Origin of the sequence: Pseudomonas vanderleydeniana (assembly GCF_014268755.2) — a bacterium.
Classification (GTDB): Bacteria; Pseudomonadota; Gammaproteobacteria; order Pseudomonadales; family Pseudomonadaceae; genus Aquipseudomonas; species Aquipseudomonas vanderleydeniana.
This window is the reverse complement of record NZ_CP077093.1, coordinates 5,371,724-5,387,723: the sequence shown is the minus strand read 5'-3', so window position 1 is coordinate 5,387,723 and position 16,000 is coordinate 5,371,724. Positions and strand designations below refer to the sequence as shown.

General features: G+C 62.9%; 15 protein-coding genes. 6 read left to right on the top strand and 9 right to left on the bottom strand.

The genetic code is table 11. From position 1 onward, the window contains the following. Positions 1 to 31: 31 nt before the first annotated feature. From HU752_RS23980 to HU752_RS23945, 8 genes are all read right to left on the bottom strand, one after another. Positions 32 to 3,715, bottom strand: coding sequence for a transporter substrate-binding domain-containing protein (locus tag HU752_RS23980; protein ID WP_186681348.1), 3,684 nt, complete (start codon positions 3,713 to 3,715; stop codon positions 32 to 34). A 9-nt stretch (positions 3,716 to 3,724) separates the two neighbouring features. Continuing rightward, a complete protein-coding gene (locus tag HU752_RS23975) occupies positions 3,725 to 4,354 on the bottom strand; it encodes a response regulator transcription factor (RefSeq protein WP_186681347.1) in 630 nt (209 codons plus the stop codon). Between the two features lie 295 nt (positions 4,355 to 4,649). After that, on the bottom strand, positions 4,650 to 5,078 hold the full coding sequence (locus HU752_RS23970; RefSeq protein WP_186681345.1) for a response regulator: 429 nt from the start codon (positions 5,076 to 5,078) through the stop codon (positions 4,650 to 4,652). A 258-nt stretch (positions 5,079 to 5,336) separates the two neighbouring features. Beyond that, a complete protein-coding gene (locus HU752_RS23965) occupies positions 5,337 to 6,668 on the bottom strand; it encodes a deoxyguanosinetriphosphate triphosphohydrolase (RefSeq protein WP_186681343.1) in 1,332 nt (443 codons plus the stop codon). 89 nt (positions 6,669 to 6,757) lie between these two features. Then, entirely contained in the window at positions 6,758 to 7,921 is a 1,164-nt protein-coding gene (locus HU752_RS23960) for an EAL domain-containing protein (RefSeq protein WP_186681341.1), read from the bottom strand. A 130-nt stretch (positions 7,922 to 8,051) separates the two neighbouring features. Beyond that, entirely contained in the window at positions 8,052 to 8,393 is a 342-nt protein-coding gene (locus HU752_RS23955) for a hypothetical protein (protein ID WP_186681339.1), read from the bottom strand. Then, entirely contained in the window at positions 8,390 to 8,767 is a 378-nt protein-coding gene (locus tag HU752_RS23950; RefSeq protein ID WP_186681337.1) for a phage holin family protein, read from the bottom strand. Before HU752_RS23950 ends, HU752_RS23955 begins: the two co-directional genes overlap by 4 nt. Positions 8,768 to 8,769: 2 nt before the next feature. After that, the gene (locus HU752_RS23945) at positions 8,770 to 9,084 is read right to left on the bottom strand and encodes an ElaB/YgaM/YqjD family protein (protein ID WP_186681336.1); all 315 of its coding nucleotides are present in this window, start codon (positions 9,082 to 9,084) and stop codon (positions 8,770 to 8,772) included. Between the two features lie 326 nt (positions 9,085 to 9,410). On the opposite strand from HU752_RS23945, the gene HU752_RS23940 reads away from it, so the two are divergent. Beyond that, a complete protein-coding gene (locus HU752_RS23940; protein WP_186681334.1) occupies positions 9,411 to 10,619 on the top strand; it encodes an ammonium transporter in 1,209 nt (402 codons plus the stop codon). A gap of 11 nt (positions 10,620 to 10,630) precedes the next feature. Here HU752_RS23940 and HU752_RS23935 read toward each other — a convergent pair whose 3' ends face one another. Then, positions 10,631 to 12,586: a monovalent cation:proton antiporter family protein gene (locus tag HU752_RS23935; protein ID WP_186681332.1), complete on the bottom strand. Its 1,956-nt coding sequence runs from the start codon at positions 12,584 to 12,586 to the stop codon at positions 10,631 to 10,633. Between the two features lie 174 nt (positions 12,587 to 12,760). Between HU752_RS23935 and HU752_RS23930 the strand changes: the two genes are divergently transcribed. The 5 genes from HU752_RS23930 (at position 12,761) to HU752_RS23910 (ending at position 15,991) form a co-directional block, all read left to right on the top strand. Continuing rightward, positions 12,761 to 13,867: an acyltransferase family protein gene (locus HU752_RS23930; RefSeq protein WP_186681330.1), complete on the top strand. Its 1,107-nt coding sequence runs from the start codon at positions 12,761 to 12,763 to the stop codon at positions 13,865 to 13,867. A gap of 6 nt (positions 13,868 to 13,873) precedes the next feature. Then, the gene (locus HU752_RS23925) at positions 13,874 to 14,845 is read left to right on the top strand and encodes an acyltransferase family protein (protein ID WP_186681329.1); all 972 of its coding nucleotides are present in this window, start codon (positions 13,874 to 13,876) and stop codon (positions 14,843 to 14,845) included. Positions 14,846 to 14,921: 76 nt separating this feature from the next. Continuing rightward, positions 14,922 to 15,158: a glutaredoxin family protein gene (locus tag HU752_RS23920; protein WP_186681327.1), complete on the top strand. Its 237-nt coding sequence runs from the start codon at positions 14,922 to 14,924 to the stop codon at positions 15,156 to 15,158. A gap of 149 nt (positions 15,159 to 15,307) precedes the next feature. Then, a complete protein-coding gene (locus HU752_RS23915) occupies positions 15,308 to 15,508 on the top strand; it encodes a hypothetical protein (RefSeq protein WP_026145429.1) in 201 nt (66 codons plus the stop codon). A 147-nt stretch (positions 15,509 to 15,655) separates the two neighbouring features. After that, the gene (locus HU752_RS23910; RefSeq protein ID WP_186681325.1) at positions 15,656 to 15,991 is read left to right on the top strand and encodes a transcriptional regulator; all 336 of its coding nucleotides are present in this window, start codon (positions 15,656 to 15,658) and stop codon (positions 15,989 to 15,991) included. The last annotated feature ends 9 nt before the right edge of the window (positions 15,992 to 16,000 follow it).

Here is a 16,000-nt window from a genome sequence, read left to right as displayed (position 1 = left end):
CGCACGGGAAACTGCCCAGCCCAAGGCTGTTTTACTCCATTTCGGGGGGATTTGTCTGGTCGGTGATGGCGTTTTGGTTTGATTTTTTTTCGCCCATTTCGCCAAGGTACAGTCGCAAGGCTTGCTCCAGCGCCGACAAGGTCCGGATGATTGCTTCCCGGGCCTCTTCGATGGTGTTCACCGGAGCGTTCTGCTCGCAGGCGGTTTCCAGGTTCTCGCACTGCTCGACCAGCGTGCCGGCCTGGATGATACGGGCCGCGCCCTTGATCTTGTGCGCCAGGTCGATGAACGCGGTCATGCCCAGGCCCAGTGGCAGCACCTGCAAGGCCTGCCGGTCGGCCTCGCAACTGCTGAGCAGTTCATCCAGCAGCCGGCGGATCAACTGCGGTTCGCCGCCGGTCAGCGCGTTCAGGCCGTCGATGCTGAACGGCGGTTCGAGGGGCAGGGCATGCAACTCGGCCAGTTTTTCGTTCAATGCGGTCAGGCTGATCGGCTTGAACAGGCAATCATCCATTCCGGCCTGCAGGCAGCGGTTGCGCTCTTCCGGTTGGGCGTTGGCGGTGAAGCCGAACACCGTGCAGCGCGGTTGCCCCTGGGCCGTTTCATGGGCGCGCAGTTGGCGGGTCAGGTCATAACCGTTCATGACCGGCATGTTGCAATCGACGATCACCAGGTCGAAGCGCCCGTCCTTCCAGGCCTGCAAACCGATAGCGCCGTTTTGCGCGGTGCTGTAGCGATGGCCGAGGTAGCCCAGTTGCTGGCACATCAACAGGCGGTTGGCGGGGTGGTCGTCGACCACCAGCACGTTCAGCTCATGGCGTGCCGGGGTGAGTTCCGGTTCGCGTGCAACCGGTCCTTGCTGCGGCTCCAGGCTGTCCAGCCTGAGGGTCACGCTGGCCTGGGTACCCTGGCCGGGCGCACTGGTCAGGGTCAGCGTGCCGCCCATCATCTCGCAGAGGCTGCGGCAGATCACCAGCCCCAGTCCGGCGCCGGTACGCGCCAGTTGCCCGGAATCGTCGGCCTGGGCGAACGGCTGGAACAGGCGCATCTGGTCGGCCTCGCTGATGCCGATACCGGTGTCCTCGACGTTCAGCCGCACGTCGACCTGCTGCGCCACTTCGCCAGGCTGGATCAGCAAGTCGATGCTGACCTGGCCCTGCTCGGTGAACTTGATGGCATTGCTGACCAGGTTGGACAGGATCTGCTTGAAGCGCAGCGGGTCGACCAGGACATCACGACGACGCTCCCCACTGGTGGCCTTCACCACCAGGCCCAGGCCCTTCTGGCGCGCCAGGCCATCGAAGACGCGGACGACCGAATTCACCAGGTCCTCCAGGTTGACCCGTTCAGGAGAGAGGCTCAGGCGTCCGGATTCGATGCGGGCGATATCGAGGATGTCGCCGATCAACTCCAGCAGGTCCCGGGCCGAGCTGTAGGCGACCTCGATGGCCGGGCGATCGAGGTGGCCCTGGTCGGCACGCTTGAGGGTCAACTCCAGCATGCCGATCACGGCGTTCATCGGGGTGCGGATCTCGTGGCTCATGGTCGCGAGGAACGTGCTCTTGGCCCGGTTGGCATCATCGGCCTGTTCCTTGGCCGTGCGCAGATCCTCAAGTAGCTGGCGCCGCTCACTGACGTCGATCCAGCCGCCGATGATGCCCTGCACCTCGCCCAGCGAGTTCCGGTAGGGCAGGATCCAGTGGTAGAGGGTCAGTTCGCGGCCCCTGATATGCAGGGTGCGATCACAGACCAGCGGTTTGCCTTGCGCCATGACCTTCTGGTAGTCGGCCTGGTACTCGCGGGCCTCCTGTTCGTTGCCGAGCGCTCGCGCACCTTCCAGCGCACTTTTGCCGACCAGGTCCTCCAGCTTCGCCGAAAAGGCCTCCAGATAGCTGTCGTTGCAGGTCTGCAGCAGGCCCTGGCGGTCGCGCACGTAGATCGGGTGCGGGGTACCGTTGACCAGGGCACGCATGAATTCGAACTGGTCGCTCAGGGCCCGCTCCGCCAACTGGCGCTGTCGGATCTGCCGGCGCATGTAGGCATTCCAGGTCAACGACAGCAGCAACAGCACGCTGGCGCCGACGATGATCTGGATGATCAGGCGGTGATAGTTGCGCCAGTAGCTGTCGGAGGCTGGCGTGTAGCCGCGCCAGCGACTGTTGACGATGCCCAGCTCGTCCGGGGCGATGCTCAGCAGGGCCTTGTCGAGTATCGACGCGAGCTCGGTCGCCCCGCGGGCGGTGGCGAGGGCATAGACCGCCTGTTGGGTACCGATGGTGGCGCTGATCTGCAAGCGGTCATCGAACACCTGCGAGGCGATCAGGTAGTTGGCGATCACCAGCGAGCCGACCGCGCCCTCCACCTGGCCCTGGGCGAGCAGCTCGATCGCCTTGACGCTGTCATCGGCTTCCACCAGGCGGATCAGCGGGAACTCGCGCCGCAGGTAGTCGCTCAGCGGGTTGCCGCGGGTAATGGCCAGGCGCTTGTCCTGCATCTGTTCGAGGTTGGCCGGGCTGTCCTTGCCTTTCGCGGTGAGCAGGACGAAGGAGTTCTCCATGTAGGGCCGGCTGAAGTGCAGGCGGTCCTCGCGGGCATTGGTCGGGCTGATGGCGGCGATGACATCGGCCTTGCCGCTGCCGATCCGGTTGATCATGTCATCCAGGCTGCGCGAGCGCTGGATCTCGAAACGCAGGCCGGTACGCAGGCGGATCAGTTCCAGCAGGTCGGCCGTCACCCCGCGGAAATTGCCGTCGGCATCGAAGAAGGTGATGGGGGCCAGCGCCTCGTTGACCACCACGCGCACCTGCGGGTTGGCCTTGAGCCACTGCTCTTCGCGGGGGCTCAGTTGCAGCTTGTGGTCGGTCAGCAGGATATCGCTGCCGGCGCTCCAGCGCTGTGCGATGCTTTCGCGTTCGCCGGTGGGGATGGCCTTGAGCACGGCATTGACGATACCCAGCAGCAGGGGCTCGTCGCCGCGTACGGCAAAGCTGAAGCCATAGGCTTCATGCTTGCCGAAGTTGGCCATTTTCACATTGCGCAGGTAGCCCTTGTTGATCAGGTAGTGGGTCGAGATGGTATCGCCCAGGAACACGTCGGCCTGGTCGAAGGCCACGGCGTTGATGGCATTGAGGTAGGAGGGGTGGAACTGGATGATCGCCTCGGGGTACTGCGCCTTGATCTCGTCCAGCGGCAGGTAGTGATAGACCATGCTCAGGCGCATGCCGGCCAGGCCGTCGGTGAGCGAGCGGGTTTCGCCCTCGCGGGTGACCAGCACCGGCTGGTCGACGGCGTAGGGAGTCGACAGCGCGATGTTCTTGTTCACGGCCTCGAAACCGTTGGCGCTGCCCAGCAGGTCGATCTGCCCATCCTCGAGGGCCTGGATGGCCTCTTCCCGGCTGGCGAAGCTGCGCACCTTGATGGGCAGGCCGAGGACGCCGGAAAGAAGGCCCGCATAGTCGGCGGTGATGCCTTCGTAGTCACGCCCGCTGGCGGTGATGTCGAACGGTGGATAGTCCGGAGAGGAGGTGCCCAGAACCAGCAGGCGCCTGTCCTGCAGCCAGCGGCGCTGTTCCTTGTCGAGCTGTACCTCCATGTGTCCAGCATTCGAGCGGCTGAGCAGGGCGAGGTGTGTCACATCGCCGGGTGTTGCATGCGCTGACAGACACAGGAGTATTCCCGTAATGATTGTCAGATAATCCTTCAAGCGCGTGGGCATCCGTCTTTCTCACACTACCGCGTTGCGTTTGGCCATTTCGATCAGTTCGACGAGAGTCTTGGCTTTCAGTTTCTGCATCAGGCGTTTCTTGTAAGTACTGACGGTCTTGTTGCTGAGAAACATGCCCTTGGCGATTTCCTTGTTTGTCCTGCCCTGGGCGAACAGTTGCAATACCATCAGTTCCCGGTCGTTGACCAGTTTGAAGAGTTCCATTTCCGGATTGATCACGTCATCTTTGCGACCACTGATCAATGCCTGGCTGGGGAAGTAATTGTAGCCGGATAATACTGCCTTGACCGCACTCATCAATTCGCCCAGGTCTTCGGTCTTGCAAACATATCCGGCGGCGCCCGACTGCATGCAACGAATGGCGAACAATGAAGGTGATTGTCCGGTCAGTACCAGGGTTTTCAGCGACAGGTTCATTCCGTCCAGGCGGGCCAGTACTTCCAGGCCATCGAGCTTGGGGATGCTGACGTCGAGGATGACCAGGTCCGGCATGCACTCGCGGACCATCTGCATCGCGTCCACGCCATTATCCGTTTCACCGACTATTTCATAACAATCTTCCTGTTCCAGCAATATCCGGATGGCGAGACGGACGACGGGGTGGTCGTCGACGATAAAAACCGAGTTCATTATAAGTCCCCTGTGAGCTGCTTAGAAAGCGCGCACATTAGCTCACTTGTCTCCCGGGACGCATGAATAGAGAGGCCTACAGAAGCTGTATAGGAATATTCCTACTTTAATTGAGCTGTCGACTTACATTCTGAGGATGCTTGAGTGGGAGTATTTCCTGCTTTTATAATTTTTTGTTATTAACGGAGGTTGTTTGTTTGTGGGTGTTTAATAGTGTTTTGGATAATTCCTACACAGTATTTGTACTATTTTTGTAGTCCTGTATAGCGTCGTTTGAGATGTGGGTGACAGTGACCTAAGTGTTTTTCCGACAAGATGTACGGGTTCCCCCTGAGACTTGATTTGTACCCAATACGTTTTCCAGGACCAGGCCATTGAGCGGCTTGCTCAGGCAGGCCAGCAGGGGGATATGGCGCGACAGGGCGGTCTGGTTGAGTATTCGCAACTCCTCGAGGCTGAGGCTGCTGAGCAGGATCGCCTGCCTGATCTTGCCGCGCTGACTGGCTGCATGGATCAGTTCGAGCCCCGGGATGTCGGGCAGGCACTGGTCGCAGAGCAGCAGGTCGAAGGGGGTGTGCACGGCTTCCATCGCCCGCAGGGCTTCAGCTGCGTTCGCAGCCGGGGTGAGATGGTGAAAGCCGTAGCTGTTGAGCAGGCTCTGTGTAGCGACCATTTGAAAGGGATGGTCCTCCACCAGCAATACGCGCAGGTTTTCTTTGGGCATGTGATTTTCCAGGCGGGCTACCTGCTTCGAACAAGGCCTCAGGTGCAGGCCGTGAAATGTCGGACCTGAAGATCGGGCCTGTTGAGCGAGGAGATGGAATGAGTCCAGGCGGCAGACTAAGAGGGTAAGGGATTATTTCAGCGGGCTGAACGAACGCTCCATCAGTTGATTCCGCGGCCCATGTAGGCTTCCTCCGCGCGGCTCGCGAGGTGCCGCGCTTCGACAAGGGGGGATGCCATGCCGAGGCGCGGGGCGATGTCACTGCGGACTGGAGCGTCCAGTCATTTCCCGGGCCATTTCACTGGCGTAGCTGTCGGTCATGCCAGCGATGAAATCGATCATGCGCAGGAACGAGGCATGCAGCGGCCAGTCGGGGTGCGGGGCGTTGTTGCCGAGCAGGTCGAGAATCCGCCGGTTCTTGAACGAGGGCGTACGACCGCCATGCTGTTCCAGGGCGGCGCCGCAGAAGGCGTTGAGGAGGATTTCCAGGGTCGTATAGGCACCGATTTCGTGCAGTGTCTTGCGCTTGTCCTGGAAGATTTTCCTGCGGGCGATGTCCTTGGCGTTGAGCACGCAGCGCTTGGCCGGGCCGTGCATGTGCTCCACCAGGTCACCCGGCAGGGTGCCGGCCAGCAGCGCGTCCTGCTGCTCGACAAAGGCCCGCGCGGCGGCATTGGTCAGGTGCTCGATGGCCTTGCCGCGCAGGATCGCCAGCTTGCGTCGACGTGAGTCCTGTGGGCCCAGCAGCCGGTAGGTTTCCGGCAGGTCGTCGCCGACCAGGTCGAGCAACAGCGATTCGACCTGCTCATAGTCGAGCAGGTCCATCTCCAGGCCGTCCTCCAGGTCGATCAGGGCGTAGCAGATGTCGTCGGCGGCTTCCATCAGGTACACCAGCGGATGCCGGGCCCAGCGCTGTTCCTCCAGTTGTGGCAGGCCGAGCTTGTGAGCGATCTGCTCGAGAATCGGCAGCTCGCTCTGGTAGCAGCCGAACTTGTGCTTCTTGTAGCCCAGCGAGTCGGCGTGACGGGCGCTCCAGGGGTACTTGAGGTAGGTGCCCAGCGTCGCGTAGGTCAGGCGGGTACCGCCATCGAATTGATGGTATTCCAGCTGCGTCAGGACCCGGAAGCCCTGGGCATTGCCCTCGAAATTGAGGAAGTCGGCCCGTTCGGCAACGCTCATGGCGTCCAGCCAGCCACGCCCGGCGGCCTGCTGGAACCAGTGGCGGATCGCATCCTCGCCCGAGTGGCCGAACGGTGGATTGCCGATGTCATGGGCCAGGCAGGCCGATTGCACGACCATGCCCAGGTCGCTCGGCTCGCACCAGTCGGGCAGGGCACCGCGCAGGGTCTCGCCGACCCGCATGCCCAGCGAACGGCCGACGCAACTGACCTCCAGCGAGTGGGTCAGGCGGGTGTGGATGTGGTCGTTGCTCGAAACCGGATGCACCTGGGTCTTGCGGCCCAGTCGGCGGAACGCGCCGGAGAAGATGATACGGTCATGGTCCTTGTGGAACGGGCTGCGGCCCAGCTCTTGCGGGCTGTGCAAGGGCTTTCCCAGGCGTTCGCGGTTAAGCAGGGTTTGCCAGTCCAAGGCGGGTTCCCTCCGTCGAATGATCGAATCGCCAGCTTCCCGGTTAGCTGGCGCGCCTGCAAGCAAAAACTGGTGACGCGGGCAAATGGCTAGAGGACGGCGGCATCGATATCGATGAGCAGCAGGCGCCGGCCATCATCGAAGAATTGCCCGGCGGTCAGGCAGTACTGGTTGGTGGTGGCGTCGCGATAGGTACCGGACAGGGTCAGGCGTCGTCCATCCCAGCCTTCGGCGAGCAGGTGATAGAAGTACGGGCGCCATGACCAGTTGTGTCCCACGTAGCTGTTGTCGGCCTGCCAGGCCTGGTTGCGCCATTCCAGGTTCGGCGTGAGCTGCGTGCCGTGGCGGTCGCACTGGTAGAAGCGCAGCAGCCAGGGGTAGCTGTCCAGCTGTGGCAGCTGGCTGAGCGGTGCCTGTGCCTGGGCCCAGGCCTGGAGAATAGCCATCAGTTCGCCCAGCTGCAGGCGCAGTTTCATCAACTGTGCCCGTTCGGCGAGCTTGCGCTGCACGTAGCGTTCGCGCAGTTCGGCGAATTGCCCGACGAAGGCGTCGCTGGGGAAAAATGTCGGCTCGGCCCGGGCGAACAGGTAGCCCTGGACGTAGCGTGAACCGCATTCCAGGGCGAAATTCAATTCCTCCTCGGTTTCGACGCCCTCGGCAATGATCCAGCAGCCGGTCTTTTCCGCCATTTGCGCGAGCGCCTTGACCACCTCGCTGCTGGGGCCGCCGCGGGCCGCGGCCTGAAACAGGCGCATGTCGAGCTTGAGAATGTCCGGTTGCAGCGACAGGACCCGGTCCAGTTGCGAGTAGCCGGCACCGAAGTCGTCGATGGCGATGCGCGCCCCGGCCTGGCGATAGCGTTCGACCACCTGCGCCAGCTGCTGGCTGTCGCCGTCCAGCTCGGTGATCTCGAAGACGATGCGGGCCGGGTCCACGCCGTGCTGTTCCAGTTGTGCCAGGCTTGGCAGGGCCTGCCCGGGTTTCAGCAGGCTGATCCAGCGAGGGGAGATGTTGAGGCTCAGGAACCACTCGTCCGGGGCTTCATACAGGCGGCCCAGGGCGTTGTCGCGCAGTTGCCGGTCCAGGCGCAGCAGGGCGATCGCGGGGGTGTGCGGGTCGGCGAACAGCGGTCCGACGGAGGTCAGTTGCCCATCCGCCTGGCGCAGTCTGCCCAGGGCCTCGACGCCGGCGATTCGACCGGTCGCGGTATCGATGAATGGCTGAAAGCAGGCGAGCGGTTGCCCATCGATCACGGAGCCTCCTGGGGCGGTGTTGTCGGCTGGTTGCACGGAGGCCGGACCCTGAGTCGCCAACCGCCGAAAACAACCGGCGGTCATTGTTCGATCCGTTGCCATTGCAAGAATGTAGCCAGCTCCGCCGTTATCAACGTTTTCCGGATGAGCCCTGCATGACCAGCCTGATCAGCGGCAGCAGGCTGCTGCCCAGCCGCACCAGGCGAGACAGTCCACTCACGCCCGCCCCCTTGGCGCCCTTGCCGCCGAGAAAGCCCAGCAGCGTGACCACGGCGATCCCCCACAACGGGGCATGCCGGATGCCGAGATTATCCTGCCAGTTGCGACCCAGGCCGCGTACGCGCTGCAGCGGCTCCAGCAACTGCCGGGATTCATGGCGGATTTCCTGTCGATGCATTTCCATGCGCAGGCGGATCAGTGCCTTGCGCATTTCCCGGGGGGAGCGGCTCTGTGGCAGTTCTGGCAGGCTCATGGCAGCAGTCGCTTACGGTCGTTGGCCAGCTCTTCGAGCGTGGCATGGAAGGGTGAGGACTCATCGAAGACTGCCGCTTTCAGGCGCAGGCCACAAAACAGTGCGGCCAGGCTGTAGAAGACGCACAGGCCGATGATGCCGGCCAGGCGATAGCTGTCCCAGACCAGGATCAGCACCAGCGCCGACAGGCCGATCAGCAGCAGCAGGGCGAAGACCAGCGCCAGCCCGGCGAACAGCAGCAGGCTGACGGTACGCGCCTTCTGCTCCTGCAACTCGATGCCGAACAGTTCGACATGGCTGTGCAGCAGGCCGAGAACCGCCGCACCCAGTCGCCGGCTGGAGGAACCGGTGTTTTCCGCTTCGTCGATAGCCATGATCAGCGCCGTGTAGCCAGCAGGCCCAGGATAAAGCCGATACCGGCGGCGATACCCACCGATTGCCAGGGGTTGGCCTGGACGTAGTCCTCGGCGGCCACCACGGCCTCCTTGCCGCGTTCGCGCAGCGAGGCCTCGGTCAGTTGCAGGGTTTCCCGGGCTTTCGACAGGCTGTCGTGGATCTGTGCACGCAACTCGTCAGCCTGTTCGCCGGCCAGGCCCGCGGTGTGCTCCAGCAGGCGCTCCGTGTCGCTGACCAGGGCCTGAAAATCCTCCATCAGTATCTCCTGAGCAGTCTTTGCCGTTTTGCGGGCCATGGGGGCATATCTCCTTGGTGACGTGTGAAAGTTTCGAGTGCGGGTCCTGTTCGAAGGTTCACTGCAATCGACTGGTACAGCTTTTGCTGTGTGCTGGTGCGTGGTCGTGGGTTCATGCGCCGAATCTGGGCGTTTGCCGGCGCAAACCGCGAAAACCATACCCTAAATAATCGAAACACGCGGAAAAAACCAAAGCGGCCACCGGCCCGGTTTTTCGTGCTGCGCCAAAGCGGTTCGCCGTCTGTCTGGCGTGCGCCAATAGAGTGCGAAAAACCGATGCCCCTGACAGCAGCGGTGCTTTTCCCTGACTTCAGGTCTGCCGTCCCATGGAAAATTTGCAAAGTGCTGTGGATAGTCTGGTCCATGGTTCCAACACCCTGTTCATCCTGATCGGCGCGATCATGGTGCTGTTCATGCACGCCGGCTTCGCCTTCCTGGAAGTCGGTACCGTGCGCCAGAAGAACCAGGTGAACGCGCTGTCGAAGATTCTCAGCGATTTCGCCATTTCGACCCTGGCCTATTTCTTCATCGGCTACTGGATCGCCTACGGTGTGAGTTTCCTGCATCCGGCAGCGCAGATCAGCGGCGATCACGGCTACGGGTTGGTGAAGTTCTTCTTCCTGCTGACCTTCGCCGCCGCCATTCCCGCGATCATTTCCGGGGGCATCGCCGAGCGGGCCAGGTTTGCCCCGCAATTGTGCGCCACCGCGTTGATCGTCGCCTTCGTCTACCCGTTTTTCGAAGGCATGGTCTGGAATGGCAACCTTGGCCTGCAGGCCTGGCTGCTGGCGCGCTTCGGTGCCAGCTTCCACGACTTCGCCGGCTCCGTGGTGGTGCACGCCATGGGTGGCTGGCTGGCGCTGGCTGCAGTGCTGTTGCTGGGGCCGCGCCAGGGGCGCTACCGCGAGGGGCGGCTGGTGGCGTTCGCGCCGTCGAGCATTCCGTTCCTGGCCCTGGGGTCGTGGATCCTGATCGTCGGCTGGTTCGGCTTCAACGTGATGAGCGCCCAGACCCTGCAGGGCGTCAGTGGCCTGGTTGCGGTGAACTCGCTGATGGCCATGGTCGGTGGCACCGTCGCGGCGCTGGTCATCGGGCGCAATGACCCCGGCTTCCTGCACAACGGCCCGTTGGCCGGGCTGGTGGCGGTCTGCGCCGGCTCCGACCTGATGCACCCGGTGGGAGCCCTGGTGACCGGGGCGGTGGCGGGTGGCCTGTTCGTCTGGTGCTTCATTGCGGTCCAGAGCAAGTGGAAGATCGACGACGTTCTGGGGGTCTGGCCGCTGCACGGCTTGTGTGGCGTCTGGGGCGGGATCGCCTGTGGGATCTTCGGCCAGCAGGCACTGGGTGGCCTGGGTGGCGTCAGCCTGGTCAGCCAGCTGATCGGTACGGCGCTGGGCGTGGTCGTGGCGCTGGCCGGCGGATTTGCGGTGTATGGGCTGATCAAGGTCGTGCATGGCCTGCGGTTGAGCCAGGAGGAAGAGTACTACGGTGCCGACCTGTCGATTCACAAGATCGGCGCCGTGAGCCAGGACTGAGCCGCTGTTCATCAGCCTCCCAGCAACCGTGCTTCGCAGGCCTCGATGGCGGCCAGCGTTCCGGACATCCGCACGGTGTCCCCGGCATGCAGCGTGGTATCGGCGTCGACCTCGAGTTCGTTGCCGCCACGTTGCAGGCCCTGGATCTCGACCCCCAGTTGTTCGAGCGCCAGATCGGTGACCGAGCGGCCACAGGCATGGGCGTCGGCGCCCAGGTTCACCGCATGCATCAGCACCCTGGGCTGGCCCTGGGTGCCCAGCAGGTTGGTCTGGGCACCGTGATAGAAACCGCGCAGCAGCTTGTAGCGCGAGTGTCGCACTTCATTGACCCCGGCCCGCACCCGCTGTTCCTCGACCCCGAGCATGACCAGCGCATGGGAGGCGAGCATCAGGCTCGACTCCAGCAGCTCAGGTACCACCTCGCTGGCCCCCGCTTCCTTGAGTTCCGCGAGCAGGCTGTCATCGCGGGTCCGGACCAGGATCGGCACCGTGGCGCTGAGCCGGCGGGCCTCCTTGAGCACCTGCATGGCGATATCGGTCTTGTCCACCGCGACCACCAGCAGGCGCGCCCGCTCCAGCCCCACGGCGCTGAGCAGGTCGCCACGGCGTGAGTCGCCATAGTGCACGCAACTTTCCCCGGCGGCGGCTTCGGTGACCCGCACCGGGTCGTCGTCGAGGGCGACGAACGGCTGTTGCTCGCGACGCAGGAAGCGACCGATGGACTGGCCGACACGGCCGTAGCCGCAGATCACCACATGTCCATGCAGCTCGGCGTTCAGTGCGCTGATCTCTTCGAGGTGGGCTTCCTGGTTCGGTTTGCGGTGCAGACTGGCGGCGATACGGGGCGCGGCGCGCAGCAGCAGGGGCGTCATGACCATCGAGCAGAAGGTCGCGGCCAACAGCGGTCCACTGATCTCCGCGGGCATCAGCTGATTCTGTTGCATCTGCGCCATCAGCGCGAAACAGAACTCGCCGCCCTGGGCCAGGGCCAGGCCACTGCGCCAGGCGGTTTCCGCATCGCTGCCGCGAACCTTGACCAGCAGCGCCACCACCGATCCCTTGATCAGCAGCAGTGCCAGGGTCAGGCCGAGGATCAGCAGGCCGTGATGGGCGAACAGCTGCAGGTCGATCAGCATGCCGATGCTGACGAAGAACAGCCCCAGCAGGATATCGCGAAACGGGCGGATATCGGCCTCGATCTGGTGGCGATAATGGCTTTCCCCCAGCAACATGCCGGCAAGGAACGCGCCCAGGGCCGGTGACAGGCCCAACAGGTGGGTGAGCCAGGCGGTCAGCAGCACGATCACCAGGGCCAGCAGGACGAACAGCTCCGCCGAGTGCGACGCGGCGACTTCATGGAACAGTCGCGGCAGCAACCAGCGGCTGGCCAGCAGCAGGCCGACGAACAGCACGACGGTCTTGCCCAGGGTCAGCGGCAATGCCCAGTACCAGGCCTGGTCACTGCTGCCGGCGAACACCGGGACCAGGGTCAGCAGCAGGACCGCGATGACATCCTGGAACAGCAGCACGCCAATCGCGTTCTGGCCATGGCTGCTGAAGATTTCCCCGAGGCTGGTCAGTTCCTTGCTGACGATCGCCGTCGAGGACAGCGCCAGACCCGTGCCGAGCATCAGCGCCGCCGCCAGCGACATGCCGAAGAATGCCAGCAGGCCACCGAGCACGGCACCGGTGCAGAGCACCTGCAGGCTGCCCAGGCCGAAGACCACGCGCCTCAGGGCGAGCATTTTCGACAGGGAGAACTCCAGGCCCAGGGAGAACAGCAGGAACACCACGCCCAGCTCGGCCAGGTCCGGCAGCGCCTCGTTATCGTTGACCCAGTCGAAGGCGGTCGGTCCCACCAGCAGCCCGACGCACAGGTAGCCCAGCACCGGTGGCAGTTGCAGGCGCCGGAACAGCGCAATCACCACCAGCGACGAGGCGAGAATGATCAACAGGTTGGCAAACACGGGTATCTCCACACGGGTCCGGAAAAGGCGCCGGAAAAAAGCCGCCAGTCTCTCGCGGCAAGGCAAGACGTCGATTGATGGAAATCATCAATTGATGGCAATGTCTCATATCTCGCACGGTTCGCTATGCTCAATCTCGGAAGGCTGGGGCCAAGGCACGACAACGGAGGATGCATGGAGCGGCTGTATTCGCTGCAGGGCCTTAGGGGTGTGGCAGTGATTGGGGTGGTGCTGTTTCACATGGCGGCGGTGGAGCTCAAGTACTCTGGCGGCGATACGTTGCTGCCGGCGCTGGTGGATTTTTTCCAGCTGGGGGTCGACCTGTTCTTCGTGATCAGTGGTTTCGTCATGGTGATCGTCACCCGTGGCCGCTTCCAGGACAAGGTCCAGTTCCAGCGCTTCCTGTTCAACCGTGTGTCACGGATCTATCCCAACTACTGGCTGTATTTCTTCATCACCCTGTCGGTCTACCTGGTCTCGCCGGCGCTGGTCAACAGTTCCCATGGGGGCTCCAACCTGTTGATGTCGTTCCTGCTGCTGCCCAACGAGCGTGTGCTGCTGGTGATGGTGGCGTGGTCGCTGGTGTTCGAGTTGTGGTTCTACCTGGTGTTCAGCGTGCTGCTGGCCTTTCGCGAGCGCTGGCTGCCGCTCCTGCTGCTGGCCTGGGCGCTGGCGCTGGTGGCGTTCAACCTGCTCGGCTCCTGGCAGGACCATGGGCCGGCGCTGAAAATCATCCTGCACCCCTATGCGCTGGAGTTCATCGTCGGCAGCGCCCTGGCGCTGTTCTTCTATGCTCCGCACAGTGCCAAGGTGCCGACCCCCGCGGTCTGGCTGCTGCTGGCGGCGAGCCTGCTGGTGGGTATCCCGCTGATCCATCATTACCAGTTGTTCCAGCAGGAAGGGCTGCTGCGGATGCTCACGGTGGGCCTGGTATTCGGTGCCCTGGTGCTGTCGCTGGTGTTGCTCGAACGACGTCAATTGATCCGCTTTCCACAGCCGCTGGTGTTCACCGGCGATATGTCCTACACCCTCTATCTCTCGCACCTGCTGGTGCTGGGCGTGATCGGACGGGCCTGGCTGGTGATGGGCAACTGGCCCGGCAGCCTGCTGGACAACCTGCTGTTCCTGCTGCTGATGATGGCGGCGGTGCTGTGCTACGGCTGGGTCGGCTACTCGTTCTTCGAGAAGCCGGTGCTCGATCGGGCGACCGACTACTGCAACCGCCGGTTCCGCCGTGCCTCGTCGCGCAAGTCGCCCGATTCATTGCCGGAAAGCAGGTGAGTGCCGATGTCCAAAGTTCTCAACGGTAACCTGGATGCCCTGAAGGTCCTGCTGGCGGTGTTCGTGGTGGTGCTGCACTGCCACTTCATGGGCGGCAACTACACGACGGTGGGCTACCTGCTGTGCAACGGGCTGTTCCGGGTCGCGGTACCGACGTTCTTCGTGATCAATGGCTACTACTTGTGGAAGACCCTGGACGGCGGCCACTCGTTCGCGGTCTGGTTCAAGCGTGGGCTGCTGCTGTACCTGTTCTGGATGCTGGTCTACAGCCCGACCTACGTCAGCCTCGAGGCGCTGGGCAGCGTCGGTGGGGTGTTGTGGATCGTGAAGCAGTTCGTGATCGGCTACTTCCACCTCTGGTATCTGCTGGGCATGCTCGGTGGCGGGCTGATCCTGTTCCTGTTGCGTGGTCGCCCGACTGCGCTATTGGTGGTCCTGGCGCTGGCGGCGTTCACGATCGGCCTGGTGCTGCAGTACGCCCGGGTCTATTTCGAACTGCCCAACGCCTTTCTCCAGCACTTCAACCAGAACGACTACACGGCGCGCAACTTCCTGTTCATGGGCTTCCCGTTCATGGCGCTGGGCTTCCTGCTGGCCCGTCACCAGGTGCCGGAGCGGGTGACCCGCCCCCAGGTGTGTGCGGCCCTGGTGGTCAGCCTGGTGCTGGTGTTCGCCGAGGCCTGGCTGAACTACTCGCACCAGGCCGATGCCCGGCAGAACTTCGATTTCCTGCTGTCGCTGCCGCTGATCACCCCCGCGTTGTTCCTGCTGCCGTTCGTATTTTTCCGCGCGTCCACCAGCAGTCGCAACGCCAAGCTGTCCTCGGCGCTCTACTACGTGCACCCGCTGTTTCTCTATGGCGCGCTGTCGCTGGGTATTCCGTATGGGAACCTCATGACGGCGGTGGTGCTGCTCCTGGCACTTGCCGCGGCGCCGCTGTTGATCCTGCTCAGCCGCCGCCTGCGCTTCGTGCTCTGAGCGCCGCGTCGTTGGCTCGACGGGGGCGGGAGGCGAGCCTAGAATAAGGTTTTCCCCCGCCCAGGACCCCTTTGCCATGCTGCCTGAATGCCAACTCTTCGGCACCCTGGGTTGCCACCTCTGCGAAGTCGCCGAAGCGGTGTTGATGCCCCTGGTCGAGCATGGCCTGCTGGTGGAACTGGTGGACATCGCCGACGACGAATCCCTGTTCGAGCGCTATGGCCTGCTGATTCCGGTACTGCGGCGCGTGGACACCGGCGCCGAGCTCGGTTGGCCCTTCGATGCCGAGCAGGTCGTGGCCTTCGTGCGCTGAGCGCAGTGTCCTGGCGCCTTGCGGATACACACTTCCCGACCCTTCTGTTTCATCAGATTACCCTGGCTTGCACCTGCAAAACGGCTGTGCTTACGTCGAAGCATGACGTTTTGGCGCAGCACGTATCCGTGGTGCAGGGAGGAAGTGAAATGAAAGGGAGACAAGTGTTGCTGGTCAACCAACTGGGGGGACGCAAGTTTCTCGCGATGCTGGTGGTTGGTATGAGCACCGCGACCCTGACATGGTATGGAAAGATTGATGGCGCAACCTACGCCATGGTGATCCTGGGGACGGTGGGCTCGTTCATCGGCGGCAACGTCTATGGCAAGGTCCACCCCAGGGAGTCCTGACCGCACACGCGGCGGGTAATCCGTTGGCGAATTGCGTAAAATTCAGTTACTGTATATTTATACAGTTTTGTCCCGGTGTTGGTGACAGGATGTCCACCACGACATGCGCACCCAGGGACGAGACCAGGAAGATCAAGAGGGTAAAGCATGGTCAATGTCGAACAATTGAAATCCAGCGTGAATCGCATGTCCGCCGAGGTGGTGCGCGAAGCGGTGCTGGAATTGCGGCTCGATGGGCTGGTGACGGAAGGCAAGACACCGTTCAACAAGCTGCATTTCAACACCTGTTTCGCGGAAATCGAAGCGCTGTTCCAACGCGCGGGCTACCACCGCCAGCTGGATGTGGTGGGCTACCAGGGGTTGCTCTACGCGCTGTACGACCCTGGGCGTTGGGAAGCGGTGGATGTGCTGCGCTGGTTGAAGGACTACACCGAGGCGGCCAGTGGCTCGCCACTGCTCAAGAGCCAGCTGGCCGCCAGTTGAGCCCAGGCG

Excerpts from the sequence above, each read along its gene's own strand:
- HU752_RS23980 (WP_186681348.1), bottom strand. The coding sequence starts at position 3,715 with ATGCCCACGCGCTTGAAGGATTATCTGACAATCATTACGGGAATACTC.
- HU752_RS23975 (WP_186681347.1), bottom strand. The coding sequence starts at position 4,354 with ATGAACTCGGTTTTTATCGTCGACGACCACCCCGTCGTCCGTCTCGCC.
- HU752_RS23970 (WP_186681345.1), bottom strand. The coding sequence starts at position 5,078 with ATGCCCAAAGAAAACCTGCGCGTATTGCTGGTGGAGGACCATCCCTTT.
- HU752_RS23955 (WP_186681339.1), bottom strand. The coding sequence starts at position 8,393 with ATGAGCCTGCCAGAACTGCCACAGAGCCGCTCCCCCCGGGAAATGCGC.
- HU752_RS23950 (WP_186681337.1), bottom strand. The coding sequence starts at position 8,767 with ATGGCTATCGACGAAGCGGAAAACACCGGTTCCTCCAGCCGGCGACTG.
- HU752_RS23945 (WP_186681336.1), bottom strand. The coding sequence starts at position 9,084 with ATGGCCCGCAAAACGGCAAAGACTGCTCAGGAGATACTGATGGAGGAT.
- HU752_RS23940 (WP_186681334.1), top strand. The coding sequence starts at position 9,411 with ATGGAAAATTTGCAAAGTGCTGTGGATAGTCTGGTCCATGGTTCCAAC.
- HU752_RS23930 (WP_186681330.1), top strand. The coding sequence starts at position 12,761 with ATGGAGCGGCTGTATTCGCTGCAGGGCCTTAGGGGTGTGGCAGTGATT.
- HU752_RS23925 (WP_186681329.1), top strand. The coding sequence starts at position 13,874 with ATGTCCAAAGTTCTCAACGGTAACCTGGATGCCCTGAAGGTCCTGCTG.
- HU752_RS23920 (WP_186681327.1), top strand. The coding sequence starts at position 14,922 with ATGCTGCCTGAATGCCAACTCTTCGGCACCCTGGGTTGCCACCTCTGC.
- HU752_RS23915 (WP_026145429.1), top strand. The coding sequence starts at position 15,308 with ATGAAAGGGAGACAAGTGTTGCTGGTCAACCAACTGGGGGGACGCAAG.
- HU752_RS23910 (WP_186681325.1), top strand. The coding sequence starts at position 15,656 with ATGGTCAATGTCGAACAATTGAAATCCAGCGTGAATCGCATGTCCGCC.